Origin of the sequence: Agrobacterium leguminum (assembly GCF_015704895.1) — a bacterium.
Taxonomy (GTDB): Bacteria; Pseudomonadota; Alphaproteobacteria; order Rhizobiales; family Rhizobiaceae; genus Agrobacterium; species Agrobacterium leguminum.
Genome location: NZ_JADQWB010000007.1, coordinates 226,604 through 252,108, shown reverse-complemented (window position 1 = coordinate 252,108; position 25,505 = coordinate 226,604). Strand labels below are relative to the sequence as shown.

General features: G+C 60.9%; 23 protein-coding genes. 13 read left to right on the top strand and 10 right to left on the bottom strand.

Annotated features, from left to right (window positions below; genetic code table 11):
- Nucleotides 1–56: 56 nt before the first annotated feature.
- From I3J13_RS13395 to I3J13_RS13385, 3 genes are read left to right on the top strand one after another with little or no spacing between them, the layout of a single operon-like run.
- Nucleotides 57–539: a helix-turn-helix domain-containing protein gene (locus I3J13_RS13395; RefSeq protein ID WP_196379110.1), complete on the top strand. Its 483-nt coding sequence runs from the start codon at nucleotides 57–59 to the stop codon at nucleotides 537–539.
- Between the two features lie 14 nt (nucleotides 540–553).
- Nucleotides 554–958, top strand: coding sequence for a VOC family protein (locus tag I3J13_RS13390; protein ID WP_003523747.1), 405 nt, complete (start codon nucleotides 554–556; stop codon nucleotides 956–958).
- Between the two features lie 38 nt (nucleotides 959–996).
- Nucleotides 997–1,224, top strand: coding sequence for a hypothetical protein (locus I3J13_RS13385; protein ID WP_196379109.1), 228 nt, complete (start codon nucleotides 997–999; stop codon nucleotides 1,222–1,224).
- 139 nt (nucleotides 1,225–1,363) lie between these two features.
- Here I3J13_RS13385 and I3J13_RS13380 read toward each other — a convergent pair whose 3' ends face one another.
- Nucleotides 1,364–3,184 carry an IlvD/Edd family dehydratase gene (locus I3J13_RS13380; protein ID WP_196379108.1) on the bottom strand — a complete coding sequence of 607 codons (1,821 nt, stop codon included), beginning with the start codon at nucleotides 3,182–3,184 and terminating at the stop codon, nucleotides 1,364–1,366.
- A 522-nt stretch (nucleotides 3,185–3,706) separates the two neighbouring features.
- On the opposite strand from I3J13_RS13380, the gene ytfQ reads away from it, so the two are divergent.
- The 5 genes from ytfQ (at nucleotide 3,707) to I3J13_RS13355 (ending at nucleotide 9,261) form a co-directional block, all read left to right on the top strand.
- Nucleotides 3,707–4,666, top strand: a complete 960-nt coding sequence (gene ytfQ / locus I3J13_RS13375) for a galactofuranose ABC transporter, galactofuranose-binding protein YtfQ (RefSeq protein ID WP_020809449.1) — start codon at nucleotides 3,707–3,709, stop codon at nucleotides 4,664–4,666.
- Between the two features lie 298 nt (nucleotides 4,667–4,964).
- Nucleotides 4,965–6,488 carry a sugar ABC transporter ATP-binding protein gene (locus I3J13_RS13370; RefSeq protein ID WP_196379107.1) on the top strand — a complete coding sequence of 508 codons (1,524 nt, stop codon included), beginning with the start codon at nucleotides 4,965–4,967 and terminating at the stop codon, nucleotides 6,486–6,488.
- Nucleotides 6,488–7,531: an ABC transporter permease gene (locus tag I3J13_RS13365; RefSeq protein ID WP_196379105.1), complete on the top strand. Its 1,044-nt coding sequence runs from the start codon at nucleotides 6,488–6,490 to the stop codon at nucleotides 7,529–7,531. The genes I3J13_RS13370 and I3J13_RS13365 overlap by 1 nt, the downstream gene beginning before the upstream one ends.
- On the top strand, nucleotides 7,528–8,508 hold the full coding sequence (gene yjfF / locus I3J13_RS13360; protein ID WP_196379104.1) for a galactofuranose ABC transporter, permease protein YjfF: 981 nt from the start codon (nucleotides 7,528–7,530) through the stop codon (nucleotides 8,506–8,508). The genes I3J13_RS13365 and yjfF overlap by 4 nt, the downstream gene beginning before the upstream one ends.
- A gap of 18 nt (nucleotides 8,509–8,526) precedes the next feature.
- Nucleotides 8,527–9,261: a FadR/GntR family transcriptional regulator gene (locus tag I3J13_RS13355; protein ID WP_003523755.1), complete on the top strand. Its 735-nt coding sequence runs from the start codon at nucleotides 8,527–8,529 to the stop codon at nucleotides 9,259–9,261.
- Nucleotides 9,262–9,307: 46 nt separating this feature from the next.
- Here I3J13_RS13355 and I3J13_RS13350 read toward each other — a convergent pair whose 3' ends face one another.
- Nucleotides 9,308–10,525, bottom strand: a complete 1,218-nt coding sequence (locus I3J13_RS13350; protein ID WP_196379103.1) for an MFS transporter — start codon at nucleotides 10,523–10,525, stop codon at nucleotides 9,308–9,310.
- 182 nt (nucleotides 10,526–10,707) lie between these two features.
- On the opposite strand from I3J13_RS13350, the gene I3J13_RS13345 reads away from it, so the two are divergent.
- Nucleotides 10,708–11,646, top strand: a complete 939-nt coding sequence (locus I3J13_RS13345; RefSeq protein ID WP_142780380.1) for an AraC family transcriptional regulator — start codon at nucleotides 10,708–10,710, stop codon at nucleotides 11,644–11,646.
- Between the two features lie 83 nt (nucleotides 11,647–11,729).
- The gene (locus tag I3J13_RS13340) at nucleotides 11,730–12,368 is read left to right on the top strand and encodes a class I SAM-dependent methyltransferase (RefSeq protein ID WP_196379102.1); all 639 of its coding nucleotides are present in this window, start codon (nucleotides 11,730–11,732) and stop codon (nucleotides 12,366–12,368) included.
- A gap of 14 nt (nucleotides 12,369–12,382) precedes the next feature.
- On the opposite strand, the gene I3J13_RS13335 is transcribed toward I3J13_RS13340, so the two are convergent.
- From I3J13_RS13335 to I3J13_RS13325, 3 genes are read right to left on the bottom strand one after another with little or no spacing between them, the layout of a single operon-like run.
- Nucleotides 12,383–15,661, bottom strand: a complete 3,279-nt coding sequence (locus I3J13_RS13335; protein ID WP_196379101.1) for an error-prone DNA polymerase — start codon at nucleotides 15,659–15,661, stop codon at nucleotides 12,383–12,385.
- The gene (locus tag I3J13_RS13330; RefSeq protein WP_196379100.1) at nucleotides 15,658–17,175 is read right to left on the bottom strand and encodes a Y-family DNA polymerase; all 1,518 of its coding nucleotides are present in this window, start codon (nucleotides 17,173–17,175) and stop codon (nucleotides 15,658–15,660) included. The genes I3J13_RS13335 and I3J13_RS13330 overlap by 4 nt, the downstream gene beginning before the upstream one ends.
- The gene (locus I3J13_RS13325) at nucleotides 17,090–17,851 is read right to left on the bottom strand and encodes an ImuA family protein (RefSeq protein ID WP_196379099.1); all 762 of its coding nucleotides are present in this window, start codon (nucleotides 17,849–17,851) and stop codon (nucleotides 17,090–17,092) included. Before I3J13_RS13325 ends, I3J13_RS13330 begins: the two co-directional genes overlap by 86 nt.
- 228 nt (nucleotides 17,852–18,079) lie before the next feature.
- On the opposite strand from I3J13_RS13325, the gene I3J13_RS13320 reads away from it, so the two are divergent.
- The 3 genes from I3J13_RS13320 to I3J13_RS13310 all read left to right on the top strand — a co-directional run bounded on the left by I3J13_RS13320 (nucleotide 18,080) and on the right by I3J13_RS13310 (nucleotide 20,091).
- On the top strand, nucleotides 18,080–18,433 hold the full coding sequence (locus I3J13_RS13320) for a DUF1304 domain-containing protein (RefSeq protein WP_196379096.1): 354 nt from the start codon (nucleotides 18,080–18,082) through the stop codon (nucleotides 18,431–18,433).
- Nucleotides 18,434–18,437: 4 nt separating this feature from the next.
- Entirely contained in the window at nucleotides 18,438–19,724 is a 1,287-nt protein-coding gene (locus I3J13_RS13315; RefSeq protein WP_196379095.1) for a glycerate kinase type-2 family protein, read from the top strand.
- A 118-nt stretch (nucleotides 19,725–19,842) separates the two neighbouring features.
- Nucleotides 19,843–20,091: a hypothetical protein gene (locus I3J13_RS13310; protein WP_196379094.1), complete on the top strand. Its 249-nt coding sequence runs from the start codon at nucleotides 19,843–19,845 to the stop codon at nucleotides 20,089–20,091.
- A gap of 72 nt (nucleotides 20,092–20,163) precedes the next feature.
- Here the strand turns inward: I3J13_RS13310 and I3J13_RS13305 are convergent, their stop codons facing one another.
- From I3J13_RS13305 to I3J13_RS13285, 5 genes are all read right to left on the bottom strand, one after another.
- Nucleotides 20,164–21,351, bottom strand: a complete 1,188-nt coding sequence (locus tag I3J13_RS13305; protein WP_196379093.1) for a Gfo/Idh/MocA family protein — start codon at nucleotides 21,349–21,351, stop codon at nucleotides 20,164–20,166.
- Nucleotides 21,352–21,372: 21 nt separating this feature from the next.
- Nucleotides 21,373–22,425, bottom strand: coding sequence for a sugar phosphate isomerase/epimerase family protein (locus I3J13_RS13300; protein WP_196379092.1), 1,053 nt, complete (start codon nucleotides 22,423–22,425; stop codon nucleotides 21,373–21,375).
- Between the two features lie 144 nt (nucleotides 22,426–22,569).
- Nucleotides 22,570–23,643 (bottom strand): ABC transporter ATP-binding protein, encoded by a 1,074-nt coding sequence (locus tag I3J13_RS13295; protein ID WP_059757335.1) that lies wholly within the window; start codon nucleotides 23,641–23,643, stop codon nucleotides 22,570–22,572.
- A 17-nt stretch (nucleotides 23,644–23,660) separates the two neighbouring features.
- A complete protein-coding gene (locus I3J13_RS13290; protein WP_020809465.1) occupies nucleotides 23,661–24,509 on the bottom strand; it encodes a carbohydrate ABC transporter permease in 849 nt (282 codons plus the stop codon).
- Nucleotides 24,502–25,440, bottom strand: coding sequence for a carbohydrate ABC transporter permease (locus I3J13_RS13285; RefSeq protein WP_196379091.1), 939 nt, complete (start codon nucleotides 25,438–25,440; stop codon nucleotides 24,502–24,504). The genes I3J13_RS13290 and I3J13_RS13285 overlap by 8 nt, the downstream gene beginning before the upstream one ends.
- Nucleotides 25,441–25,505 lie beyond the last annotated feature (65 nt).

Sequence of the window (25,505 nt, the reverse complement as noted above, 5' to 3'; positions counted from 1 at the left end):
GCGGCTTGCAGGCATGAACCTTGCCAAGGACCGCGGGTTCATTCAATGATTGCCGCATGCGCCGGCCCGAAAAGAACTCTGCGAACAGAGACTTGCAACTGTTGCGCCGCCTTCTGCGGGCCAAGGATCATATGGACGCGGCGCCCCATGAGGCGTGGCCTGTTTCACGTCTTGCAAGCGTCAGCGGCGCCTCGCAGGCGCACTTCGCGAGATCGTTTCGCGATGCTTTCGGCATACCTCCTCACCGTTATCTGCTGACCCGCCGGGTGGAGCGCGCCGTGGCGCTGTTGCGTGACACGGACCTTCCGGTCATCGAGATCGCGCTGCAAACCGGCTGGAACAGCATCGGCACGTTCGGCCGTGTTTTCCGCGACGTGACGGGGGAAAACCCGAGTGAATTGCGGCGCAGGATGCGGCTTTTGCCTGCCGACCTTGAGCATGTTCCCCATTGCTTCGTCAGCGCCGCACATCGTCCCCATCTCACAATCGCAGTTTCGGAGAAGCGCCGGCGAACGGAAAGCGGTAGGCACGGTGAGTGAAAGGGAGATAGCTCATGAAAAATGGTGTTCAACTTGTCGGGCTTTATGTTCATGACCAGGACGAAGCGCTGCAATTTTATGTCGAAAAAGTCGGATTTCGTCTGCATACGGACGCACGCAACGGCGATTATCGCTGGCTGACCGTGCAGCACCCGGACCAGCCGGATTTCCAGCTGGGCCTGTTTCGGCCGCAGGCCCCGACCGTTGACGAGGCGACGGCGCAGGATCTGAACGAAGCCGTGGCCAAAGGCGCCATGCCGCCGCTGGTTCTGGTGGTCGAGGATTGCCAGAAAGCCTTTGACGCCATGCACAAACGCGGCGTCGAATTCACCCAGGAACCGATCGCCCGCTACGGCTCGGTGGATGCGAGCTTTCGCGATCCTTCCGGCAATGGCTGGAAGCTCGTTCAGGCCCGCTGAAGCGCCGATGTGTCATATTCCATCATGGATGCTTTTTCTTGGGGGCGATTTTGATCTTGCGAAACTGGATAAGGCAGGGCCATCGGTGGCTGGGCATTCTGCTGACCATTACCATTCTGGCGAATTTCGCTTCGATGGCCTTCGGCCCGACACCGCCGATGATCGTCTTTGCTCCGCTGATTCCGCTGACTTTGCTTATTTTCAGCGGGCTGTACATGTTCTTCCTGCCATATCTGGGAAAGCCGCCAGCCCCATCGGAGAAGTAGGCAGGTAAGCAATGATGCTATCGCGCTCTTCGGCCACTCGCACGGTTTACGCGGTTGCGAAGCACGGTATTCAAAATGTTTCAGCCCCGGGTTTTACCCCGGGGCTGATTAAAAAGCGGTCGGACGAAACGGCCTTGCCTTAGTGGTTGTCGCGCGGCAGGCCCTTGGTCTGGGCGATACGCTGATACTTCACGGCCGGTTCCAGAACCGCGCCGGTTTCCATCTGGCTGACGATACCGCGCTGGATTTCCTGCCATGGCGTCTGGTGGTCGGGGAACTTGTAACCGCCCTCGGCGGAAAGCGCCTCGTAACGCTTGGCCAGTTCCTCGCCGGAAATCAGGATATCCGCCTTGCCGCGGCCCACATCGATGCGGACGCGGTCACCCGTCTGCAGAATGGCAAGACCGCCGCCGGCCGCCGCTTCCGGGGAAGCGTTGAGGATGGACGGGCTGCCCGACGTGCCGGACTGGCGGCCGTCGCCGATGCAGGGCAGAGAATTGACGCCTTCCTTCAGAAGATAATCCGGCGCGCGCATGTTCACCACTTCCGCCGCACCCGGATAACCGATCGGACCGGCGCCACGCATGAACAGGATGGTGTTGGCGTCGATCTTCAGCGACGGATCGTCGATGCGGTGATGGTAGTCCTCCGGACCGTCGAACACCACGGCGCGGCCTTCGAAGGCTTCCGGATCGTTCGGGTTGGAGAGGTAACGGTTGCGGAACTCTTCCGAGATCACGCTCGTCTTCATGATGGCGGAGGAGAACAGGTTACCGCGCAGGACGCGGAAGCCGGCGCGCTCCTTGAGCGGCTGTTCATAGGGGCGGATGACCTTCTCGTCTTCGATGATCGCGCCACGGCAGTTTTCGCCGATGGTCTTGCCGTTGACAGTCATGGCGTCTTCCATGATCAGTCCCTGTGTCATCAGCTGGTTGACGACCGCAGGAACACCGCCGGCATGGTAATAATCCTCGCCGAGATATTCACCGGCCGGCTGCAGGTTGACGAGCAGCGGCACGTCTTCGCCATAGGTCTGCCAGTCATCCACGGTCAGCTCGACGCCGACATGGCGGGCAAGGCCGTTCAGGTGGATCGGCGCGTTGGTGGAGCCGCCGATGGCCGAATTGACACGGATGGCGTTGATGAAGGCGTCCTTGGTCATGATGTCTGATGGTTTCAGATCTTCCTTGACCATTTCGACGATACGCAGGCCGGTGAGGTAGGAGACTTCCTGACGGTCACGGTAAGGCGCCGGAATGGCGGCGGAGCCCGGAAGCTGCATGCCGAGCGCTTCGGCCAGCGAGTTCATGGTCGTCGCCGTGCCCATGGTGTTGCAGTAACCGGTGGAGGGAGCCGACGAAGCGACGAGCTTGACGAAGCCCTGGTAATCGATCTCACCCTTCGCCAGCAATTCGCGCGCCTTCCAGACGATGGTGCCGGAACCGGTGCGTTCGCCACGGAACCAGCCGTTCAACATGGGGCCGACGGAAAGGGCGATGGCCGGAATGTTGACGGTGGCCGCCGCCATAAGACAGGCAGGCGTGGTCTTGTCACAGCCGATGGTGAGGACAACGCCATCGAGCGGATAGCCGTACAGCACTTCCACGAGGCCGAGATAGGCAAGGTTGCGGTCGAGACCGGCGGTCGGGCGCTTGCCGGTTTCCTGGATCGGATGCACCGGGAATTCGATGGCGATGCCGCCCGCTTCACGGATGCCTTCGCGCAGGCGGTTCGCCAGTTCCAGATGGTGACGGTTGCAGGGTGAAAGGTCCGAGCCGGTCTGCGCAATGCCGATGATCGGGCGGTCGGACTGAAGCTCGGCCTGGCTCAGACCGAAGTTCATGTAACGCTCGAGATAAAGCGCAGTCATATCCGCGTTGGCGGGATTGTCGAACCACGCGCGCGAGCGAAGCTTGCCTCCCTTGCCCTGGGTTGCGGGAAGATTGTCGGATGTAGTCATGATGCGGGTCTCCAGCCGGAAGTGGCCAACGGTAAAATATTACGAAATGCGACAAGCTTATGTTGTGCGCAAGGAAAATGGAATCAGCTTTCGGAGATCACGCATAACCGACAGAGCAGCCCCAGACGAGTGATTTGGAGCTGTTCTTCGGCTTTAGCCGAATATTTTTCGGCATTTACGATGATACCGGTGTCGCGCAACGGCCTCTTCCTCCCTGCCTTGCCGGAATGCGTCTGGCCCGATGGCCCGGCACTCCGCCTCAGTCTGATCTCTTTATTTGTATTACTATTAGATGCCGTCATTGGCTGTCAAGCCACGTCACGGACCATTTTCGGCGTATCCAGACAGGGAAAGAGTATAACTGATTTCCACACAACCCATTGATTCATTGTATTTTATGACAAAATTTAGCCGCAGTTCGTGAAAGCCAAATTGCGAAAAGGCCAAAAAACCACTTTTCAAGAGTATTACTATATGCTCATAGTGTCGCCGTCACGCTGACATCATCTCTGGGAGGATAAGATGAGAAAAGCTCTTGCGGCATTCACTGTCGCCGTTTCCGCATGCCTTGCATCCAGTGTTTCCGCACAATCGCTTACCGTCGGCTTTTCGCAGATCGGTTCGGAATCCGGCTGGCGCGCGGCTGAAACAACCGTCACCAAGCAGCAGGCGGAGAAGCGCGGCGTCACGCTGAAATTCGCCGACGCGCAGCAGAAGCAGGAAAACCAGATCAAGGCCGTTCGCGGCTTCATCGCGCAGGGCGTCGATGCGATCCTGATCGCTCCGGTCGTCGCAACCGGTTGGGACGCCGTGCTGAAGGAAGCCAAGGAAGAAAAAATCCCTGTCATCCTGCTCGACCGCCAGATCGAGGCTTCGGACGATCTTTACCTCACCGCCGTGACCTCCGATCAGGTTCATGAAGGCAAGGTTGCCGGCGACTGGCTAGTCAAGGATGTCGGTTCCAAGGACTGCAAGGTCGTTGAATTGCAGGGCACAACCGGCTCTTCGCCCGCCATCAACCGCAAGAAGGGCTTCGAAGAGGCGATTGCCTCGCACAAGAACATCAAGATCGCGCGCTCGCAGACGGGTGACTTCACCCGCACCAAGGGCAAGGAAGTGATGGAAAGCTTCATCAAGGCCGAAGGCGGCGGCAAGGATATCTGTGCTGTCTACGCTCATAATGACGACATGGCCGTCGGCGCGATCCAGGCGATCAAGGAAGCCGGTCTGAAGCCCGGAACCGACATCAAGGTCGTTTCCATCGATGCCGTACCTGATATCTTCAAGGCCATGGCGGCCGGTGAAGCCAACGCCACCGTCGAACTGACGCCTGACATGGCCGGCCCCGCCTTCGACGCGCTCGAAGCCTATCTGAAGGACAAGAAGGCCCCGCCGAAATGGATTCAGACCGAATCCAAGCTCTACACGGCGTCCGACGACCCGATGAAGGTCTACGAGGCGAAGAAGGGTCTGGGTTACTGAGCCCTGTTTCGTGAGGAACGGCGCATGGTTTGCGCCGTTTCTTTCTGCTGAAGAGAGGGAGACTTCTCCGATTCAGTCTGCAAAATGATCGCGTATGGAGCGGGCGGACGCCGCTTGTTCTTCTCCCCGCCGGGGAGAAGTCCGCGGCAGCGGGATGAGGGGGCGAGGGTAGCGATAGACCGAGAGCTAGCCCCCTCATCCGACCCTTCGGGCCACCTTCTCCCCGGCGGGGAGAAGAAACCCGCCTCGCCTTACGCGATCACTCCACCGAGACCCATTTCGATACGGAACCTGCTCAATGTCCGAAACGGCACCACTTCTGGAAGCACGCGCCATCGGCAAATCCTTTCTGGGGATCACGGCGCTCGATGGCGTCGATTTTTCGCTCGGGCACGGTGAAATCCATGCCCTGCTCGGCGAAAACGGCGCGGGCAAATCGACGCTCATCAAGATCCTGACCGGCGTTTATCACCGCGACAGCGGTTCGATCTTTCTGGAGGGCAGCGAGATTTCGCCCGCCAATGTGGGCGAGGCGCAGGCGCTCGGTATCGGCACGGTCTATCAGGAAGTGAACCTTCTCGAAAACCTGACGGTTGCCGAAAACCTGTTTCTTGGGCGCCAACCGCGCCGCTTCGGGCTGATCGACCGCAGCACGATGCAGAAGAATTCGCAGGCGCTGCTTGCGCAATACGGGCTTTCCATCGACGTCAACGCGCTTCTTTCAAGCTATTCCGTCGCCATCCGGCAAATCATCGCCATTGCCCGCGCCGTCGATCTTTCCGGCAAGGTGCTGGTGCTGGACGAACCGACCGCCAGCCTTGACGCCCATGAAGTCGAGATGCTGTTCGGGGTTTTGAAAAACCTGCGCGCCCGCGGCATCGGCATCGTCATCATCACCCACTTCCTCAATCAGGTCTATGATATCGCCGACCGGGTGACGGTGCTGCGCAATGGCCGCCTCGTCGGCACCCGCGATATCGGCAGCCTGCCGAGGTCCGAACTCATTTCCATGATGCTCGGTCGCGAACTTCAGCACATTACCCATGACCATCAGGCGACCGAAGATACGGTTGCCGAGGGCGAGCCGCCGATCCGTTTCGAAGGTTACGGCAAACGCGGCAGCATCGCGCCTTTCGATCTCGGCATCCGGCCGGGAGAGATCGTCGGCGTCGCCGGTCTCCTTGGCTCCGGCCGAACCGAGACCGCCTTCCTGCTGTTCGGCATCGATCGACCCGATACCGGCACGGCGACAATCGATGGAAAGACGGCGGCAATTTCGTCTCCTGAAGCCGCCATCTCGGCCGGGTTCGGTTTCTGTCCGGAAGAGCGCAAGACGGACGGCATCATCGGCGACTTTTCCGTCACCGATAATATCGCGCTGGCGCTTCAGGCGCGGCAGGGCTGGGCACGGCCGCTCTCGCGTCGGCAGAAGGCTGAGCTTGCCGAAAGCTTCATCAAGTCGCTGGATATCCGCCCGGCCGACCCTGACCGGCCGATCAAATTCCTGTCCGGCGGCAATCAGCAGAAGGCCATTCTGGCGCGCTGGCTCGCCACCCATCCCCGGCTTCTGATCCTCGACGAGCCGACACGCGGCATCGATATCGGCGCGCATGCGGAAATCCTGAAAATGATCGAAAAACTCTGCAGCGAGGGCATGTCGCTTGTCGTCATCTCCTCCGAGCTGGAAGAGCTTACCGCCGTCGCCCATCGTGTCGTCGTGCTCTCCGACCGCCGCCATGTCAGCGAATTGAAGGGCGGCGAGGTGACCGCCGACAACATCATGCGGGCGATTGCCGATGCGGCGAAAACGGAGGCGGCGTGATGGTGGCTGTGACACGACGCTTCAAAAGGCTTGCTCCCCAGCTTGCCGCGCTCTTCATCATTCTGGCAGCGATTACAATCCTTTCGCCGGGTTTCCTGCATGTCTCGTTCCAGAACGGCCGGCTCTATGGCAGTCTGGTGGATATTCTCGTTCGCGCCGCACCGGTCGCGCTGTTGACCATCGGCATGACGCTGGTCATCGCCACCAAGGGCATCGACCTTTCCATCGGCGCCGTCATCGCCATCTGCGGCGCGGTCGCGGCCACGCTCATCAGCAATGGCCATTCCATTCCTTCCGTCATCGTCATCTCGCTTGCCGTCGGCATCGCCTGCGGCCTCTGGAACGGCGTGCTGGTCGCCCTTCTCGACATCCAGCCGATCATCGCCACGCTGATCCTGATGGTGGCAGGGCGCGGCATCGCCCAGCTCATTACCGAAGGCGTCATTCTCACCTTCAACAATGACAGCTTTTCCGCTATCGGTTCCGGCTCGTTTGCGGGCATTCCGCTGCCCGTCATCATCTGGGTGGCGGCGGCGCTGCTGATCGGGCTTCTGGTGCGCAAGAGCGCGCTCGGTTTTCTGATCGAGGCGACCGGCATCAATCGTCGCGCGGCAGCGCTTGCCGGCGTACGGGCCCGTTTCCTCTTGTTTTTCGTCTATGCGGTTTCCGGCCTCTGCGCGGCCATCGCTGGCATGATCGTGACTGCCGATATTCGCGGCGCGGATGCCAACAATGCCGGGCTTTGGCTGGAACTGGACGCCATATTGGCGGTAGTCATCGGCGGCACGTCGCTGAATGGCGGGCGCTTCTCCATCACCGCCTCGCTGATCGGCGCGCTGATCATCCAGACCATCAATACCGGCATTCTCGTTTCGGGCTTTCCGCCGGAATTCAACCTCATCATCAAGGCCGGCATCATCATGGTGGTGCTGACGCTACAATCGCCGGCGATCATGACGGTGCTGGGCTTCGTGAAAGCGCCGAAGCCACACGCCAAACCGGCGGCCACCAATGGCATGACCAAGGAAGGAACCGCGCGATGATCCACAGCCGCAACCTGCCCTTCCTCACCACCCTGACGATCTTCGTCATCGCCTATCTCCTCTGCGTGCTGCAATATCCGGCGATCTTTTCCACGCGGGTGATCGGCAACCTTCTGACCGACAATGCCTTCCTCGGCATCGCGGCCGTCGGCATGACCTTCGTCATCCTGTCGGGCGGCATCGATCTGTCCATCGGTTCAGTCATCGCCTTTACCAGCGTCTTCGTCGCCGTCATGGTCGGCACCTATAATATCCACCCGCTGCTCGCCTTCGCCATCGTGCTGGTTGTCTCGACGCTGTTTGGCTGCCTGATGGGGGCGATGATCCGCTTCCTGTCGATCCCACCTTTCGTGGTGACGCTGGCGGGCATGTTTCTGGCGCGCGGCGCGGCTTACCTCATCTCCACCCAGTCCGTGCCGATCTCGCATCCCTTCATCGATGCGATACAGGGCTTTTATTACCGCTTTCCCGGCGGCGGCAGGCTGACGGCACTGGCCATGCTGATGCTTCTCGTCTTCGCCGCCGGCATGCTGATCGCCAGCCGCACCCGCTTCGGCGCCAATGTCTATGCGCTTGGCGGCAATCCGCAATCGGCCGAGCTGATGGGCGTGCCGATCGGGGCGACGACCATCGGCATCTATGCGCTTTCCGGTTTCCTGTCGGGCCTCGCCGGCATCGTCTATACGCTCTACACTTCGTCAGGTTATTCGCTGGCGACGGTGGGCGTTGAACTCGACGCCATCGCCGCCGTCGTCATCGGCGGCACGCTTTTGACCGGCGGCACGGGGCTGGTGGCAGGAACCTTCATCGGCCTTCTGATACAGGGCTTGATCCAGACCTACATCGTTTTTGACGGGACGCTTTCCTCCTGGTGGACGAAAATCGTCATCGGTGTGCTGCTTTTCATCTTCATCGTGTTGCAGCGCGCAATCATCTGGTATTCAAACAGGAGACTGGCCGGACCGCATCCGGCATAATTGCCAAGGGAGGCTTGCTTGGGGCTGCTCGAAACGACGATAAGCGGGCGAAAACGCCGGAACAGCCACGCCCATGTGGTCTCCGAACTCGGCAGCGCCATCGTCTCGGGCAGAATTGCGGAAGGCTCCCTGTTGCCCAATGACGCGGAACTCTCCATGCGCTTCGGCGTCTCGCGCACCGTGCTGCGCGAAACCATGAAGACGCTGGCGGCCAAGCGGCTGGTGGAGCCCAAGGCGAAGGTCGGCACCCGCGTTCTCGACCGCTCAAGCTGGAACTTCTTCGATCCGGATGTGCTGGGCTGGCGCTGCGAGGCCGGCATAGACCAGGAATTCGTCACGCATCTGGCGGAGATCCGCCTGGCGCTGGAACCGGCGGCGGCGGCAGCAGCGGCCCTGCAGGCCTCCAATGACGATATCGTTTCGCTTTACGTCATCGCCGCCAAATTCGACAATCCTAAACATACGCCCGAAAGCATCGCCAAGGTCGATCTCGAATTCCACCTTGCCGTGGCGCATATGTCCGGCAACCCCTTCATGCGCTCGGCAAGCGGGCTGATCGAAGCAGCACTTGCCATTTCCTTCCAGCTCTCTTCGCCGGCCGCTTCGCCTGGCACCATCGCCGAAATCGCGTCCAATCATCTGCGTATCGTGCATGCGATTGCGGCGCGTGACGCGGATGCGGCGGTGAAAGCCATGCGCCACGTGATCGAGGTCGGTAAAGACCGGACGCAGAAGGCGATCAAGACGGTTTGAGGAGTAGTAGGACCCGCAGGAATGCGGGTCCGTTTTCTCCAACCAATTACCCCTGCGATGCCTCGACCTGCGGCACCACGCCACGGCGCGACGCCATCAGCGATGCGCCGAGAAGGGCGGCAATCGCCACGAAGACGAAGACCATCGTCGCCCCCTGAAGATCGATCAGCAGGCCGCCCAGAACCGCACCGCTGGAAATGGCGATCTGGAACGTGGTGAGCAGCAGCGCACCGGCGCTTTCCGCTTCATCGGAAGCGGCCCGCGTGATGAAGCTCTGCACACTGACCGGAAGCGCACCGAAGGCAAAACCCCAGGAGGCGATGGCAAGACCCGCAACGAGGGGCGAAGCACCCGCAACGACCAGAACGGAGGCCGATGCCGCGATGAGAGTCGCGGCGAACGTCACTGCCCATGCCGTGTTTTTCTCGGAGAGGAAACCGCCGAAAAGATTGCCGAAAAAGCCGCTGACACCATAAACCAGAAGGACGAGGGAAATCGCCTCGACGCCAAGAAGCGTCACATCCTCCAGGAATGGACGGACATAGGTGAAACCGGCAAAGTGACCCGCAACGATGAACAGCGTCGTCAGAAGGCCGATCCGGACCTGCGGCCGCTGCAACAGGCGGAACATTGTGGAAAGACCGGGTGCGCCAGCCGGCGGCAGCGACGGAACGGTGAGCAATTGCACGAAAAGTGCGATGACACCGAGTGCACCCGCAACGACAAAGGCCGAGCGCCAGCCAAGCGTCGCGCCGATCCACGCGCCCACCGGCGCTGCACAGACGGTGGCAACCGAAACCCCTGTCAGGATAATGGCCATGGCGCGTGGCATCTTCTCAAGCGGCACGAGCCTCAGCGCCAGCGCCGCCGACATGGCCCAGAAACCGCCAAGGCCGATGCCGAGCAGGACACGCGAGGCGAACAGCATGAAAAGACCGTTGGCGAAGGCGGCCAGCGTGCTGGAAATGATCAGCAGCGTGGTCAGACCAAGCAATGTCCAGCGACGGTCGATGCTGCGTGTGCCGATGACGACGCCGGGGCCGGCGACCGCCGCGACCAGCGCCGTAACGGTGATGGATTGACCGGCGATGCCGGAGCTGACGGCGAGATCGGCCGAAAGCGGCGTGAGAAGGCTGACCGGCAGGAATTCCGCCGTCACCAGCCCGAAAACGCCGAGCGAAAGCGAAACCACGGCCGCCCATTTCGCATCCGGCTCTGTCTTGCGCGGCACATATTCAAGCTCGTTTATGGTCCGGTTGTTCATGAAAATCTCCTGATGCGCATTCCCGGAATGCGTCCTGAAACGGAAAGGCGAAATGGTGAAACCGGTGGGAGTCCGGTTCAACAACCGCAAATCGATGCACATAAGCTATGCGTGACATCCCGGCGTTTCCATGCTAGAAAATCCATATTCCTTAACCAAAAATCCGAATTTGCGAGCAAGCCATGAATGATGCCCTGACCGAAATGTTGCGTGGCCTGAGGCTCGACGGCGTCGAATACGGCCGATGCCGCATGGCCACGCCCTGGGCGACGGCCTTTCCCGAACAGGAAGCCGCGCGGTTTCATTTCATCGGCGTCGGTCAGGCGAAATTGCTGAAACCTTCCGGCGAATGGCTGACGCTGACCTGCGGTGACGCCGTGCTTCTGCCGCGAGGGCACGCCCATGTGCTGGGCAGCGGCGAGGATGTGAAGCCCACCCTTTTCGACCGCTTCGGCAAGAAGGAAGTCTGCCAGGGCATCTTCGACATGGAATGCGCGAGCGCCGGCGGCGATACCGTCGCCTTTACCGCCTCGATGCGTTTCAACATGGACAATCTGCACCCGCTGCTGCAGCTGATGCCGGATGTGATGCTGACCAGCGATCTGGCCAAAAGCGACCCGGCTATCCCCCATCTGCTTGAAGCCATGACGCGCGAGGTGGAACTGAACCGCGTCGGCGCGGGCGGCATTCTGGCACGGCTTGCCGATGTGCTGACGGCGACCTTGATCCGCACATGGGTGGAATATGGCTGCGGCGATTCCAGCGGCTGGCTGGCCGCCGTGCGCAATCCCGAACTCGGGCGGGTGCTGGCCGCCATCCACCTCAATCCCGAAAAGGACTGGAGCGTGGAGGAGCTTGCCTCGCTGATGGGCGCATCCCGCTCCAGTTTCGCGGAACGTTTCACCCGCGTGGTCGGCGAAAGCCCGGCCCGTTATGTGGTGCGCGTGCGCATGCATCAGGCGCGACTGTGGCTGCGCGAAGGCATGCGCGTGACACTGGCGGCGGAAAAGCTCGGTTACGATTCCGAAGCCTCCTTCAGCCGCGCCTTCAAACGCGTGCTCGGCGCGCCGCCCAGCCAGTTCCGCAGGAAGGACACGGCCGGGCTTGAGGATGCGGCTTAAAAGCTTCAAATAAAACGGATATGGATACGGGGTGAAATCAGATCCGCGTGCCGCGAAAGCGTGGGGTTCGGGGAGCATCCACCATGAGCATTGCCGACGACGCCCGTTTCTGGAACCGGTCTGCCCGGAAATATGCCGGGGGCAAGATTTCGGACGAAACCGGATATGTGCGCACGCTGGAACGGACCCTCGCCCTGCTGAAACCGGATGACAGGGTATTGGAACTGGGCTGCGGCACCGGGACAACGGCAATCCGGCTGGCAGGCGGCGTCAAAAATTATCTTGCGACGGATATTTCCGCCGACATGATTGCGATTGCCGAGGAAAGAAAACACGCCGCCGGCTCTCTCACCAACCTTGTTTTCAGCATGGCGACCGTGGAAACGCTTGTGCCCGACCCCGCGCAGTTTAACGCGGTTCTGGGTTTCAATTATCTTCATCTGGTCCGTGACCTGCCCGGTACATTGCAGCACATCCATTCCCTGCTCGCCACGCAGGGGCTTCTCATCACCAAGACACCCTGCGTCGGCGATATGAACCCACTCATCCGCCTTGTGTTGCCGGCCATGCGCGCAATCGGCAAGGCGCCCTATGCCGGCATCTTCACCGCCACCGAGTTGAGCCGGCATATAACAGCCGGAGGCTTCGACATTCTGGCCACGGAATTCCACGCGACAAAGGGCAATGACAAGCGGCCTTATATCGTGGCGCGAAAAAGATAATCTGAACCGCCTTTTCAATGAAAATTGCGGGAAATGACCTTTATCCGCTCCACCTCATCTTCATCATCGACTGTAGCCGGCAGGCGTTCCTTAATAGTGCGATGATCTTCCGGCGGCATGCCGTGGTGGAACTCATCGCCGCGCCCATGCGGCAGGGGGAATGCGTGGTTACGCTCGCCCACACTTGCCAGCGCTTCCGACAGATCGGTCAGCCGGTGGGCGACCAGATGCACCACCTCGCCTTCCCGCTGGATCTTGCCGTAAATGCCGACCATGCCGGCAGACAGCACCACACGCCGGTATTTTTCGAAGGTCTTGACCCACAGCACCGCATTGGCAATGCCCGTCTCATCCTCCAGCGTCATGAAGATCACGCCCTTGGCCGAACCGGGACGCTGGCGCACCAGCACCAACCCCGCCGTTTCCAGCCATGTGCCGTCACGGACCCGCACCGCCTCCGCGCAGGTGACGATGCGACGGCGGGAAAGATCGCGCCGCAGGAAGGTCATGGGATGTTCGCGTAGCGTCAGCCCCACATGACCGTAATCCTGCACCACCTCGCCGCCATCCGTCATGGGCCTGAGCGCGACGGCGGGTTCCTGAAGCTCGTCCACGACAGCATTTTCCCGGCTGGCGGCGGCGGCAAAAAGCGGCAGCGGCTCATCGCGCAAAGCCTTGATGGCCCAGAGCGCTTCACGTCTGGCAAGCGAAAGCGACGGCAGAAAGGCATCGGCTTCGGCCAGACAGACGAGGGCAGCGGCAGGAACGCCGGCCCTGCGCCAGAGATCATCCACCGAGGCAAAAGCCCGGTCCTGCCGGCCGGCGACGATATCGGCAGCATGATTGTTGGAAAGCCCCTTCACCAGACGCATGCCGAGCCGCACGGCATAACGCTCTTTGCCATTGACATCTCGCTTTCCCGTCGGTTCCAGCGTGCAATCGAAACGGCTGTTATTGACGCAGACCGGGCGCACCTCCACGCCATGATCGCGCGCATCGCGCACGATCTGCGCCGGGGCGTAAAACCCCATGGGCTGTGAATTGAGAAGCGCCGTGCAGAAAATATCGGGATGGTGGCATTTAAGCCATGAGGAGGCATAGGCGATCAGCGCGAAGGATGCCGCGTGGCTTTCGGGAAAACCATAGCTGCCGAAACCTTCGAGCTGTTTGAAGATGCGTTCGGCGAAGTCCTGCTCATAACCGCGCTCCACCATGCCCATGACGAGCTTTTCCCTGAATTTGGAAATGGTACCGACATTCTTGAAAGTCGCCATGGCGCGGCGCAGCTGGTCAGCCTCATCTGCGGTGAAGCCGGCGCAATCCATGGCGATCCGCATCGCCTGCTCCTGAAACAGCGGAACACCCATCGTCTTTCCCAAGACGCTTTCAAGTTCTTTTTTCGGAAAAAGGACCGGCTCCTTTCCCTGCCGGCGGCGTAGATAGGGATGGACCATATCCCCCTGAATCGGGCCGGGGCGAACGATGGCGACCTGAATGACAAGGTCGTAAAACTCCTTCGGCCTCAGGCGCGGCAGCATCGACATCTGCGCCCGGCTTTCGATCTGGAACGTGCCGAGCGTATCGGCCTTCTGGATCATGGCATAGGTGGGTTTGTCATCCGGCGGCATGGCGGCGAGATCGTATTTCTCTCCCGTGCGTGCCTCCAACATGTCGAAGCCGCGCTTCATGCAGGAGAGCATGCCAAGCGCCAGGCAATCCATCTTCATGAACTTCACGACATCGATATCGTCCTTGTCCCATTCGATGATCTGGCGGTCATCCATGGCGGCGGGTTCGATCGGCACCAGTTCGTCCAGCCGGTCATGGGTCAAGACGAAACCACCCGGATGCTGGCTGTGGTGACGCGGTGTGCCGACAAGCTGGTTGGCAAGCTCGAAAGCAAGCTTCAGGCGGCGATCCTCCATATTGAGGTTCAGCTCCTTCACCTGCTTTTCATCCACCCCCTCGCTCCAGCGCCAGACCTGCGAGGACAAAAGCTTCGTCAGATCTTCCGGCAGGCCCAAAACCTTGCCGACATCGCGTAGCGCCCCGCGTCCGCGATAACGGGTAACAACGGAGCAGAGCGCAGCCTTGTCACGGCCGTAGGTGTCATAGACCCACTGGATGACCTCCTCGCGCCGCTGATGTTCAAAATCCACGTCGATATCCGGCGGCTCGCCCCGGTTTTCGGAAACGAAACGTTCGAAGACGAGATTGCTGAAAAGGGCAGGATCGATGGCGGTGATGCCGAGCACAAAACAGATGACCGAATTGGCCGCCGAACCACGTCCCTGACATAGAATATCTTTCGAGCGCGCATGGCGAACGATGGCATTCACGGTCAGGAAATAGGAGGCATATTGCAGCCTGCCGACAACCGCCAGCTCATGTTTGAGCGCCTTTTCCACCTTCTCCGGCAAACCCTTCGGATACCGCCCCGGCACAGCATCCCAGACGAGCTTTTCCAGCGCCTGCTGCGCCGTCAGCCCCGGCAGGGTGCGCTCCTCGGGATATTGATAGACCAGTTCCTTCAGTGAAAAGGTGCAACGTCGGGCGATTTCGAGACTGCGGGAGAGCGCCTCGGGGTAGCGGGCAAACAGCCGGTGCATTTCCTGCGGCGGTTTCATATAGCGGTCGGCATGGCGTTCGCGCCGGAAACCGGCCTCATCGATGGTGCAATTGTGCCGGATGCAGGTGACGACATCCTGCAGCATGCGCCGCTCGGGCACGTGAAACAGCACGTCATTGGTCACCACGGTCGGCACACCAGCCGCTTCCGCCATGTTCGACAATTCGAAAAGCCGCATCTGGTCGTTGGGCCGCCTTCGGAGGCTGAGCGCCATATAAGCCCGGTCCGCAAAGGCTGTCTTCAGTCGCCGCAGGCGAAGGGCGCAGAGATCGTCGGCCAGATCGGCGAGCAGCACCACGATCAGGCCTTCGCCATAGGCGACGAGGTCATCCCATGTCAGCCGGCATTTGCCCTTGCCGCCTCTTTTCTTGCCGACGGAAAGCAGCCGGCAAAGCCGGCCGTAAGCCGGGCGATCCATGGGATAGGCAAGCACGGAGATATCATCATCCAGATCGAGCCGGCAGCCGATGACGAGGCGGATGCCATGATTATTGGCGGCTTCGTAAGCGCGGGGAATGCCCGCAAGGCTGTTGCGATCCACGATGCCCAGCGTCTCGATGCCAAGATTTTTGGCCTGTTCGAACAGCTCCTCACAGGAGCTTGCACCGCGCAGGAAGGAGAAATGCGTGGTCACCTGAAGTTCGGCATAAAGCGGCGTATTCATGCGAAAACCCCGTGGATGAACCAGCCCTGCGAGCCGGTTTCGGCATGTTCGCCGTCACCGGAGCGGAAAATCCAGAAGCGCTCGCCGCTTTCATTTTCCACCGTGAAATAATCGCGCACAGCGGCCTTTTCCCGGTCGCGTTTCCACCATTCGCCGAACACCCGCTCCGGCCCGTCGGCGCGCCGCACATTGTGGCGCACGCCTTTCCAGAGGAAATAACGCGGCGGATGATCCGGCAGCAGCGCCAGCGTCTCGATGGGTTCCGGTCTTGCAAAAAGCCTGACCGGACGCGGCCAGTGGCCGGGCCAGCCGAGCGTATCCTCAGGCGCAAGCGCCGCAACGGGGGCAAGGGAGCGTTCCGGCACGTCGCTTGCCACCGCCGCATAACGATAGACCCTGTGGCCGCGATTGAGAATAACATCGACCGTATCGGCGATGTCCGCACGGCCTTCCTCCAGAAGCGAGGATCGGGCCTGCGCGGCGACAAGCGGCTCGGCATGGGTGGCGGTCAGCACCACCATCTCGATGCCGAAACCGGGATCGATGGTGTCGATACGGTCGGTCAGAAGCCGGACAAGCTGCTTGACATCGCGCACCGGTCTGGAGGTGCCGGCCCGCACCGCCTGCAGGCCGCTATCCACCCGGTGCAGCACCAGATCGACACGGCGGGCGCCGAGGCCGCGCTTTTCCAGCGCGACACAGAGCTCCGCAACCAGTTTTTGCGTGTAACGGGCAATCGTCTCCGCCGCTGCAATGGGTTCGGGAAAGGCGCGCCGCACCTCCACCAACTCGGCCACGCGCACCGGTTCTATGGGTTCGCCGATCTCTCCGAAAGCCTGGGAAAGACGGCGCACAAGTTCGGGCCCGAAACGCAGGGTCAGCGGTGCACGCGGGGCATCGGTCAGCTCGCCGATACTGCGGAAACCGAGCACCTTCAGCCCGGAAACGATACGCTCTTCCAGCCTGAGCGCAGAAAGCGGCAAGCCGCCGATCGCCGCCCGCTGCCCGCCCGGTGGCACGATGCTGATTTCCTCACGGCCGAAACGGGCCAGCGCATGGGCAGCACCCCAGCTATCGGCAATGGCGGCGCGGGCGACAAAGCCGGCGGCATGCAGGCGGTTGACCATGCCGCTCAGCATCAGCGCCTCATTGCCGTGCAGATGGTCCGCCCCCGCCGTATCCAGCACCAGCCCGTCCGGCGGGTCGGCCGCAACGATGGGGGCATAGATGCGCAGGAAATGAAAGGCCAGCTGCTGCAGCGCGCGGGTATCACCAGCCGCATCCATATCTTCCACGAGAAGGCCCGGCACCAGCGCCTGCGCCTTGCTGACCGGCGTGCCCGGCCGGATGCCCGCCGCCTTTGCCGCCTTGTCGAGCGCCAGCACCAGCCGGCGGCTGCCCTGGCGGCCGATCATGACCAGTGGTTTTTCAACCGGCGGCGCGTCCTTGCCCGAAAGACGCCGGAAGCGATCCGTCGACCATGTCGGCAGGTAGAGCGAGACGACCCTTTGCATCACAGGCTTCCACTTCAAATTCGGCACTTTCGCCGCCGCGACATCGCAAAAGTTCCAGAAACCAGCGCGGCCTGCCCACCCCCGGCACCGGCAAGGGCGAAGAAGGAAGGACGGAGATGCGCCAGCGGGTCACCGCCGCCGTCGGCTCGCCGAACAGCGCCGCATCGGCGGCGCGACGGAAACGGCGGATGGCGATGCCTGTAACACCGGAGGTTTCCGCCGCCAGTTGCAGCCGCCGCGAGGCGTTCATCGGCAGTTTTGCCACTTCGCCCATCACCGCGCCGAAGCCGTTGCAGCGCAAACCCTCCTCGAAACAGTCGAGCACACCTTTCTCATCACGGCATTCAACGATGATGACCCGGTTCTGCGACAGGCCTGCCTGCGTCAGCCCCGGCATGAACAGATCCCGCCGGGTGACGCACCATAAAACCTTGCCGGAAAGCCTTGCCGCCACACCGGCCGCAAAAAGGGCGGCCGCCGCGCCATCGGCAGCGCTATTGCCGCCGCTCACCTCATGCAGGCAGCCGAGCTTCAGCCCGCCTCCCGGCAGGCGATGGTCGATGGCATCCACGCCGAAAGGTAAGGTCTCGTGCAGGCGCGGAGCGCCGTTACCGATCCTTTCCAGCCTTTCACGCAGCTCTTCGACAACGAGCAACTGATCCGCGCGCTTTTGCATGGCATGACAGGTTTCAATTCCGGTTATTCATCTTTATTGTTCTTGTTTTGTTCCTATTTCAACAAAGAGTCAAGCAATAGGCTGCCGGTCTTCAACAGTTTGCACGGGAAGAGAGGATTCTGGCCTTGCGGCCCTCTGCCCTGCCGTTAAAACGGAATTGTCCGCTCGCCACCTGTTTTACCCTGACAGCCGCCGGCAACGGACATCATGGTTTGGAGGAAACCGCCGATGATCGCCAGCATTCTGATTGCCGTGGTTGCGGCCATCCATATTTACATCGTCATTCTGGAAATGCTGCTGTGGGAAAAACCAGCCGGCCGCAAGGCCTTCGGTCTTTCGGCGGATTTTGCCCGGCAGACAAAGGTGCTTGCCGCCAATCAGGGGCTTTATAACGGTTTTCTCGCAGCGGGGCTGATCTATGGGCTGATGCAGGGCGATGAAGGGCTGAGCTTCAAGGTTTTCTTCCTCGCCTGCGTTCTGGTGGCCGGTATTTTCGGCGCCATCACTGCCAATATGAAGATCCTGTTCATTCAGGCTTTGCCGGCATTGTTCGCGCTCGGCTTCCTCTGGGTCGGAGCATGAACCGATGAGCGCATGGAACGATCACAGCGCAAAAGACGCCCTCAACCGGATTTTCATGGCGGCAGTCGCAAGCGCCGACCCGGCAAAGGTGCTGCAACACCACCTTCCCTCCCCGCCCAAAGGCCGCTGCGTGGTGGTGGGCGCCGGCAAGGCTTCCGCCGCCATGGCTGCCGCGCTCGAAGCGGCATGGCCACATGTCGATCTTTCCGGTGTGGTGGTGACGCGTTACGGCCATGCCGTCCCGGCCGGGCGCATCGAGATCATAGAAGCGTCGCATCCGGTGCCGGACGATAAGAGCGCGGAAGCGGCAAAACGCATTCTCGCCGCCGTTGAAGGCCTGACCGCCGACGACATGGTCATCGCACTGATTTCCGGCGGCGGTTCGGCGCTGATGGTCGCGCCGGCCGAAGGCATGACGCTTGCCGACAAGATGGCCGTCAATCGTGCCCTTTTGGCCAGCGGCGCGACGATTTCCGAAATGAACGCCGTGCGCAAACATCTCTCCCGCATCAAGGGCGGGCGGCTGGCGCTGGCTGCCAAACCGGCCAGGGTTGTTTCGCTGCTGATTTCCGATGTGCCGGGAGACGATCCCTCCGAAATCGCCTCCGGCCCGACGGTCGCCGATCCGAGCGATATCGAAACCGTGCGGGAAATCGTCTCCCGTTATGCGCTCGATCTTCCCGAAAACGTGCGCAAGGTGCTGGAAAAAGGCGAGGAAACCCCGAAGACAGGCGATATCGAGGAAGATATCCGGCTCATCGCGGCTCCTTCGCTCGCCCTGCAGGCGGCGGCGGATGAGGCCGTAAAGCTCGGGCTTACGCCGCTCATCCTCGGGGATTCGCTGGAAGGCGAGTCAAAAGATGTCGGCGCTGTCATGGCCGGCATCGCGCTTTCCGCCAGCCGCAAGGGCCTGCCGGTCAAGGGCCCGGCCGTGCTGCTTTCCGGCGGTGAAACCACAGTCACGCTGAACAGGGGCGTTGGCGGCAAGGGACCGGCCGGCAAGGGCGGCCGCAATACGGAATTCCTGCTGAGCCTTGCGCTGACGCTCAAAGGTGCGGACGGCATCTGGGCCATTGCCGGCGATAGCGACGGCATAGACGGCGTGGAGGATGCGGCGGGTGCGGTAGTAACACCGGACACGCTTGCCCGCATGCGCGAAGCCGGTGTCGATCCGCGTCAGTCGCTCGTGGGCCACGACAGCTACACCGCTTTCAGGGCAGCAGGAGACCTTGTCGTGACGGGGCCGACGCTGACGAATGTGAATGATATCCGCGCGATTTTGATCGGGTGATAGCGGAGAAGTTCGCAACGATTACGGGCTTTCCGGCGCGTGGATCGTGGAGGGAAGACGTTTTGACTATGCCCTCGGACAGGAGTAATCTGGCTGGAGATCCTTTGGAGCCTCAGCCATGCGACCTGGAGTGCTCATACTTGGCCTGATCTTGGCCCTTATTCCGACTTTGGCGGATGCCCACAATTGCAAATGCCGAAATCGCGGCGTCATGTTCCAGCTCGGCCAGACATCCTGCCTGAAGGTCGACGGCGGTTCTTATCTCGCGCGCTGCGAGATGAAGCTCAACGTTTCGTCCTGGACCAAGCTTCAGGACGGTTGCCCCATAACGGAAAGGGTGCAGACGCAATCAACCCGCGTCAACTGATCCCATCGGCAGATGACGCCAAGGGCATCTTCTCCCCGACAGCGGGGAGAAGAAATACGCGGCAACCTTGTCTTACAGCTTCACCCAGCCGCCATTCTTCCTGCCGGACTCAACGCAGGCCGTTACGAAAGCGACACCTTTAACCCCGTCATCCACGGTCGGGTAAATCACCGCCTTGTCGAGCGCCGAGCCGCTGCGGCGGGCTTCGATGGCATGCGCCGCCTCGGTATAGATAGTGGCAAAGGCTTCGAGATAACCTTCCGGGTGGCCGGACGGAATGCGGGTGACGCGTGCTGCGGCAGCCCCTGCCCCGGCGCCGCCGCGGGTGATCAACTGCTTGGGCTCGCCAAGCTTCGTGAACCAGAGATAGTTGGGGTCCGCCTGCGTCCACTCGATGCCGGCCTTGTCGCCATAAACACGCACCTTCAGCCCGTTTTCGTGACCGACCGCAACCTGGCTGCACCAGAGCAGCCCCTTGGCCGCCTGCTTGCCGCCCTTTTGCTTGAAGCGCAGCATCACATGCGCATTGTCATCCAGCCGGCGGCCTTCGACAAAGGTGTGCACATCCGCCGCCAGCTCATCCGCTTCCAGACCGGAAATGAAGCAACCGAGATTATAGGCATGGGTGCCGATATCGCCGGTGGAGCCGCCGACGCCCGATTGCGCCGGATCGGTGCGCCAGACAGCCTGTTTCGCACCGGTCTGTTCCACCGCTTCCGTCAGCCAGTCCTGCGGATATTCCATCTGCACCAGACGGATATTGCCGAGTTCACCGGCCTCCACCAGTTCCCGCGCGTGCCGCACCATGGGATAGCCGGTATAATTATGCGTCAGGATGAACAGCGCATCGGCCTTGTCGGCCACCTGCTTCAGCTTTTTGGCGTCCTCCAGATTGGAGGTCAGCGGCTTGTCGCAGATGACATGGATGCCGCGCTCCAGAAACGCCTTGGCCGCCGGATAATGCACATGGTTGGGGGTGACGATCGCCACCGCCTCGATGCCATCCTCGCGCAGCGCTTCCTTTTCGGCCATCTCCTCGAACGAACCGTAGCAGCGCTCGGGATCGAGCCCCAGCTCACGGCCGGAGGCGAGGGATTTTTCCGGCGTCGAGGACAGAGCCCCCGCCACGAGATCGAAGCGATTGTCGAGCCGCGCGGCCATGCGGTGAACGCCGCCGATAAATGCGCCCGAACCGCCGCCCACCATGCCAAGGCGAATCCGCCTGTTCGCCTTGTCGGTTGTCTTTCCTTCAATAGCCATAATATCTCCCCTGAAATGCTCTCAAAGCCCAAGCATACGGCGGTTGGCCGCATCGTCCGTGCCGCTCGATGCGAAATCGTCAAAGGCTTTTTCCGTGACGCGGATGATATGCGCCTTGACGAATTCGGCTCCTTCCCGGGCACCGTCTTCAGGGTGCTTCAGCGCGCATTCCCATTCGACCACGGCCCAGCCATCGAAATCATTGGCCGCCATTTTCGAGAAAACCGCACCGAAATCCACCTGCCCGTCGCCCAGCGAACGGAACCGGCCCGCGCGGTTGACCCAGCCCTGATAACCGCCATAAACGCCCTGCCGTCCGGTCGGGTTAAACTCCGCATCCTTGACGTGGAACATCTTGATGCGGTCCTTGTAGATATCGATATTGTCGAGATAATCGAGGCATTGCAGAATGTAATGCGAGGGATCGTAGAGCATGTTGGCGCGCTTGTGGTTCTTCACCCGCTCCAGGAACATCTCGAAGGTCACGCCATCATGCAGGTCTTCGCCGGGATGGATTTCGTAGCAGACATCCACACCCTGCTCATCGGCATAGTCGAGGATCGGCGTCCAGCGTTTCGCCAGCTCGTCAAAGGCTGTTTCCACCAGACCAGCCGGGCGCTGCGGCCACGGGTAAACGAAGGGCCAGGCAAGCGCACCGGAGAAGGTCGCATGCGCCTTGACGCCAAGGTTTTTCGACGCCTTCAGCGCAAGCTTCACCTGCTCCACCGCCCATTGCTGACGCGCCTTGGGGTTGCCGCGCACTTCCGGTGCAGCAAAACCGTCAAAGGCCTCGTCATAGGCGGGGTGAACGGCGACGAGCTGACCCTGCAGATGGGTGGAAAGCTCGGTCACTTCCACGCCGTTCTGGCGTGCGACACCGGCGAACTCGTCGCAATAATCTTTCGATTCCGCTGCTTTTTTGAGATCGATCAGCTGCCCAGCCCAGGTCGGCACCTGCACGCCGAGGTAGCCTTTTTCCGCCGCCCATTTGGTAATGCCGTCCCAGCTGTTGAAGGGTGCGGCATCGCCGGCAAACTGGCCGAGAAAAAGACCCGGCCCCTTGATCGTTCTCATAAAAATCTCCTCCTGCATCGATACAGTTTCGCGGTAATCCGCTTTTTTCCCAAGCGCCAAGCTAACCGCTCGTGATTTTCAAACAAGCCCCAAAAGCGGAGAGACGAGAGAATTTCCGTATTTCATTGAAAATGCGGAAGGCGCTTAAAGCGCCAGTCCGCTCGCCCTGTCGAAGACGTGCACACGCTCATGGTGCACGGTGGCGACAAAGGGAGTGTTGACCTTGACCGGCTGCTCGCCATCCACCACCGCCGTCACATGATCGCCCGCCAGTTCGAAGATCACATGGGTCTGTGCGCCCGTCGGCTCCACCAGCAGCGTCCGGCCGGAGAGCGACACATCACCGCCGATGGCCGAGCCGATATGTTCCGGCCTCAAGCCAATCGTCACCGGCTGGCCGCGTTTGACCTTTCGGGAGGCGGCAATGCGGATCGCGGTTCCGTCCTTCAGCCGGGCCGCCGGCTGGTCTCCCTCGCCATCGACCACGCATTCGATGAGGTTCATGGCCGGCGAGCCGATGAAGGCGGCGACGAAGAGATTGGCGGGCGTCTTGTAAAGTTCGAGCGGCGTGCCCTGCTGCTCGATGCGGCCGTGATTGAGCACCACGACCCGGTCCGCCAATGTCATCGCCTCGATCTGGTCATGGGTGACATAGATGGAGGTGGTGCCGACTTTCTGATGAAGCGCCTTGATCTCGCTGCGCATCTGCACGCGAAGCTTGGCATCCAGATTGGACAGCGGCTCATCGAACAGGAAGACGGCCGGATTGCGCACCACGGCGCGACCCATGGCGACACGCTGGCGCTGACCACCGGAGAGCTGCGAGGGCTTGCGGTCGAGAAGCTTGCCGAGATCGAGCATACGGGCGGCTTCCGCCACGCGCTCCTCGATGATGTTTTTCGGCTGGCCGGCGAGCTTCAGGTTGAAGCCCATGTTTTCGGCCACCGTCATATGCGGATAAAGCGCATAAGACTGGAACACCATGGCGATGTTGCGCTCGCGCGGGGTCATGCCATTGACCACCTTGTCGCCGATGAGAATATCCCCATCGGTGATTTCCTCCAGCCCGGCGATCATACGCAGCAGGGTGGACTTGCCGCAGCCGGAAGGGCCGACCAGCGCGATGAATTCGCCATCCGTAATATCAAGCGAGATGCCGTGAATGACATCGAGCGCGGCATAGGACTTGCGGATATCCCTAAGTTCGACGGAAGCCATGTTTTGCTCCTTTCAAGTCACGATTTGACGGCACCGGCCGTCAGGCCCGCGATGATGTGTTTCTGTGCGAGGAAGAAGACGATGACGGTCGGCAGGATCGTCAGCGTGATGAAGGCGAGAACGAGCTGCCATTCCGTGCCGAATTCGCCGCGATAGACCATGATGCCGAGCGGCCAGGGATATTTCGATTCCGAATTCAGCATGATCAGCGGCAGGATGTAGCTGTTCCAGCTGCCAACGAAGGACACGATGCCGACGGTCGCCACAATCGGCCGCGAAAGCGGCATGGAAATGTGCCAGAAGAAGCGCAGATACCCGCAGCCATCCACGAAAGCGGCCTGAAACAGCTCCTCCGGCAGATTGCGGAAATAATTGCGGAACAGGAGAATGCTCATGCCAAGCCCGAAGGCAACCTGCGGCAGCACCACACCCCAATAGGTATCGAGCAGGCCGAGGTCGCGGATGCGGATGAACAGTGGCAGGATGGCGGTGGCCGCTGGAAACATCAGCCCCAGCAGGAAATAATTCAGCAGGAAGGACGAGCCGAAGAACTTCACATGCGCGAAGGTGAAGGCGGCCATGGCCGAAACGGTGAGCGTCAGGAACACCGTCAACAGCGCGATGACAAGCGAATTGAAGATTTGCAGCCAGTAGCGTTTGCCGAAGAGAATATCGCCGTAATTGGCCCATTGCCATTCGGCCGGAATGCCAAACGGGTTGACGCGCAGGTCTCCCAGCGTCTTGAAGCCGCCAAGCGCGGTGGTGAGCAACGGGATAAGCACGATGGCCGCGATCAGGCTCAGCGATATATAGAGATAAAGCTTGGTTTGCAGCGGCATGCGGACGGAGGTGGATGTGTCAGTCATGGCGCATGAAAATCCTTTTGTAACCGAAGGCGAGCGTCACGCAGATGATGAAAAGAACGACGCCGACCGCGCTGCCAAGTCCCACCTGCATGCGCATGACGCCGTAGGTATAGAGGAAGGTAACCATGGTCTGTGTGGAGTTGGACGGCCCACCGCCGGTGAGCGGCATGATCATGTCGAAGAGCTGCAATGAGCCGATCACCGCGAAGAAGACGGAGAGGCGAACGGTGGAGCCGAGCATCGGCAGCGTGACATAACGGAATTTCTGCCAGCCGGAAGCGCCGTCGATTTCGGCGGCTTCCAGCACATTCTTATCGACGGATTGAAGGCCGGCGATGAACAGCATCATGTGAAATCCGAAATATTTCCAGACGATGACGCCGAGCACGGCATAGATCGCCACATCCTTGTCGGCCAGCACGTAAGGATTGGCAAAGCCGAAGAAATTGGAGATGGCGGCAAACAGACCGTAATCGCCGTCATAAACGAAACGCCAGATCAGACCGGCTGCGACATCCGCCAGCACATAGGGCAGGAAGAAGATCAGCCGGAAGGCGACGACGCCGGGAATGCGGTGCGCCAGCATCATCGCAAGCCAGATCGCCAGCGGGATCTGGATCAATACGGAAATCAGGATGATGAGGCCGTTATTGAGCAGGGCCTGCGAGAAGGCGGCATTGCCGAACAGGACCTGAAAATTCCTCAAACCGACGAAATCGGTCGGCGTGCCATAGCCGTTCCAGCGGTAAAGGCTGTACCATGCCGCCTCGCCCATGGGCAGGATGACGAACAGGGTAAAGAGCAGCAGGGCGGGCGGCAGGAAGACCAGAAGGGTCAGCGCCCGGTCATGCGCGACCGAACTTTGCCTGCGCTTTGTCTTCGCCGCGCCGCGCGCCGGTATCGACGCAGAAGTCATGGAAATATCCGTCATCTCTATCCGCTTTCATGGAGGCAGATATTGCGGCGCCGCGTCCCGCGCGGCGCCGTCATGGAACA

Bases quoted from the DNA above. Each gene is read 5' to 3' on its own strand.
- I3J13_RS13290 (WP_020809465.1), bottom strand. From the start codon at position 24,509: ATGACTGACACATCCACCTCCGTCCGCATGCCGCTGCAAACCAAGCTT.
- I3J13_RS13330 (WP_196379100.1), bottom strand. From the start codon at position 17,175: ATGCAAAGGGTCGTCTCGCTCTACCTGCCGACATGGTCGACGGATCGC.
- I3J13_RS13390 (WP_003523747.1), top strand. From the start codon at position 554: ATGAAAAATGGTGTTCAACTTGTCGGGCTTTATGTTCATGACCAGGAC.
- I3J13_RS13295 (WP_059757335.1), bottom strand. From the start codon at position 23,643: ATGGCTTCCGTCGAACTTAGGGATATCCGCAAGTCCTATGCCGCGCTC.
- I3J13_RS13300 (WP_196379092.1), bottom strand. From the start codon at position 22,425: ATGAGAACGATCAAGGGGCCGGGTCTTTTTCTCGGCCAGTTTGCCGGC.
- I3J13_RS13345 (WP_142780380.1), top strand. From the start codon at position 10,708: ATGAATGATGCCCTGACCGAAATGTTGCGTGGCCTGAGGCTCGACGGC.
- I3J13_RS13365 (WP_196379105.1), top strand. From the start codon at position 6,488: ATGGTGGCTGTGACACGACGCTTCAAAAGGCTTGCTCCCCAGCTTGCC.
- I3J13_RS13370 (WP_196379107.1), top strand. From the start codon at position 4,965: ATGTCCGAAACGGCACCACTTCTGGAAGCACGCGCCATCGGCAAATCC.
- I3J13_RS13325 (WP_196379099.1), bottom strand. From the start codon at position 17,851: ATGCAAAAGCGCGCGGATCAGTTGCTCGTTGTCGAAGAGCTGCGTGAA.
- I3J13_RS13335 (WP_196379101.1), bottom strand. From the start codon at position 15,661: ATGAATACGCCGCTTTATGCCGAACTTCAGGTGACCACGCATTTCTCC.
- I3J13_RS13350 (WP_196379103.1), bottom strand. From the start codon at position 10,525: ATGAACAACCGGACCATAAACGAGCTTGAATATGTGCCGCGCAAGACA.
- I3J13_RS13315 (WP_196379095.1), top strand. From the start codon at position 18,438: ATGAGCGCATGGAACGATCACAGCGCAAAAGACGCCCTCAACCGGATT.
- ytfQ (WP_020809449.1), top strand. From the start codon at position 3,707: ATGAGAAAAGCTCTTGCGGCATTCACTGTCGCCGTTTCCGCATGCCTT.
- I3J13_RS13380 (WP_196379108.1), bottom strand. From the start codon at position 3,184: ATGACTACATCCGACAATCTTCCCGCAACCCAGGGCAAGGGAGGCAAG.
- I3J13_RS13310 (WP_196379094.1), top strand. From the start codon at position 19,843: ATGCGACCTGGAGTGCTCATACTTGGCCTGATCTTGGCCCTTATTCCG.
- I3J13_RS13305 (WP_196379093.1), bottom strand. From the start codon at position 21,351: ATGGCTATTGAAGGAAAGACAACCGACAAGGCGAACAGGCGGATTCGC.
- I3J13_RS13285 (WP_196379091.1), bottom strand. From the start codon at position 25,440: ATGACGGATATTTCCATGACTTCTGCGTCGATACCGGCGCGCGGCGCG.
- I3J13_RS13340 (WP_196379102.1), top strand. From the start codon at position 11,730: ATGAGCATTGCCGACGACGCCCGTTTCTGGAACCGGTCTGCCCGGAAA.
- I3J13_RS13395 (WP_196379110.1), top strand. From the start codon at position 57: ATGCGCCGGCCCGAAAAGAACTCTGCGAACAGAGACTTGCAACTGTTG.
- I3J13_RS13320 (WP_196379096.1), top strand. From the start codon at position 18,080: ATGATCGCCAGCATTCTGATTGCCGTGGTTGCGGCCATCCATATTTAC.
- yjfF (WP_196379104.1), top strand. From the start codon at position 7,528: ATGATCCACAGCCGCAACCTGCCCTTCCTCACCACCCTGACGATCTTC.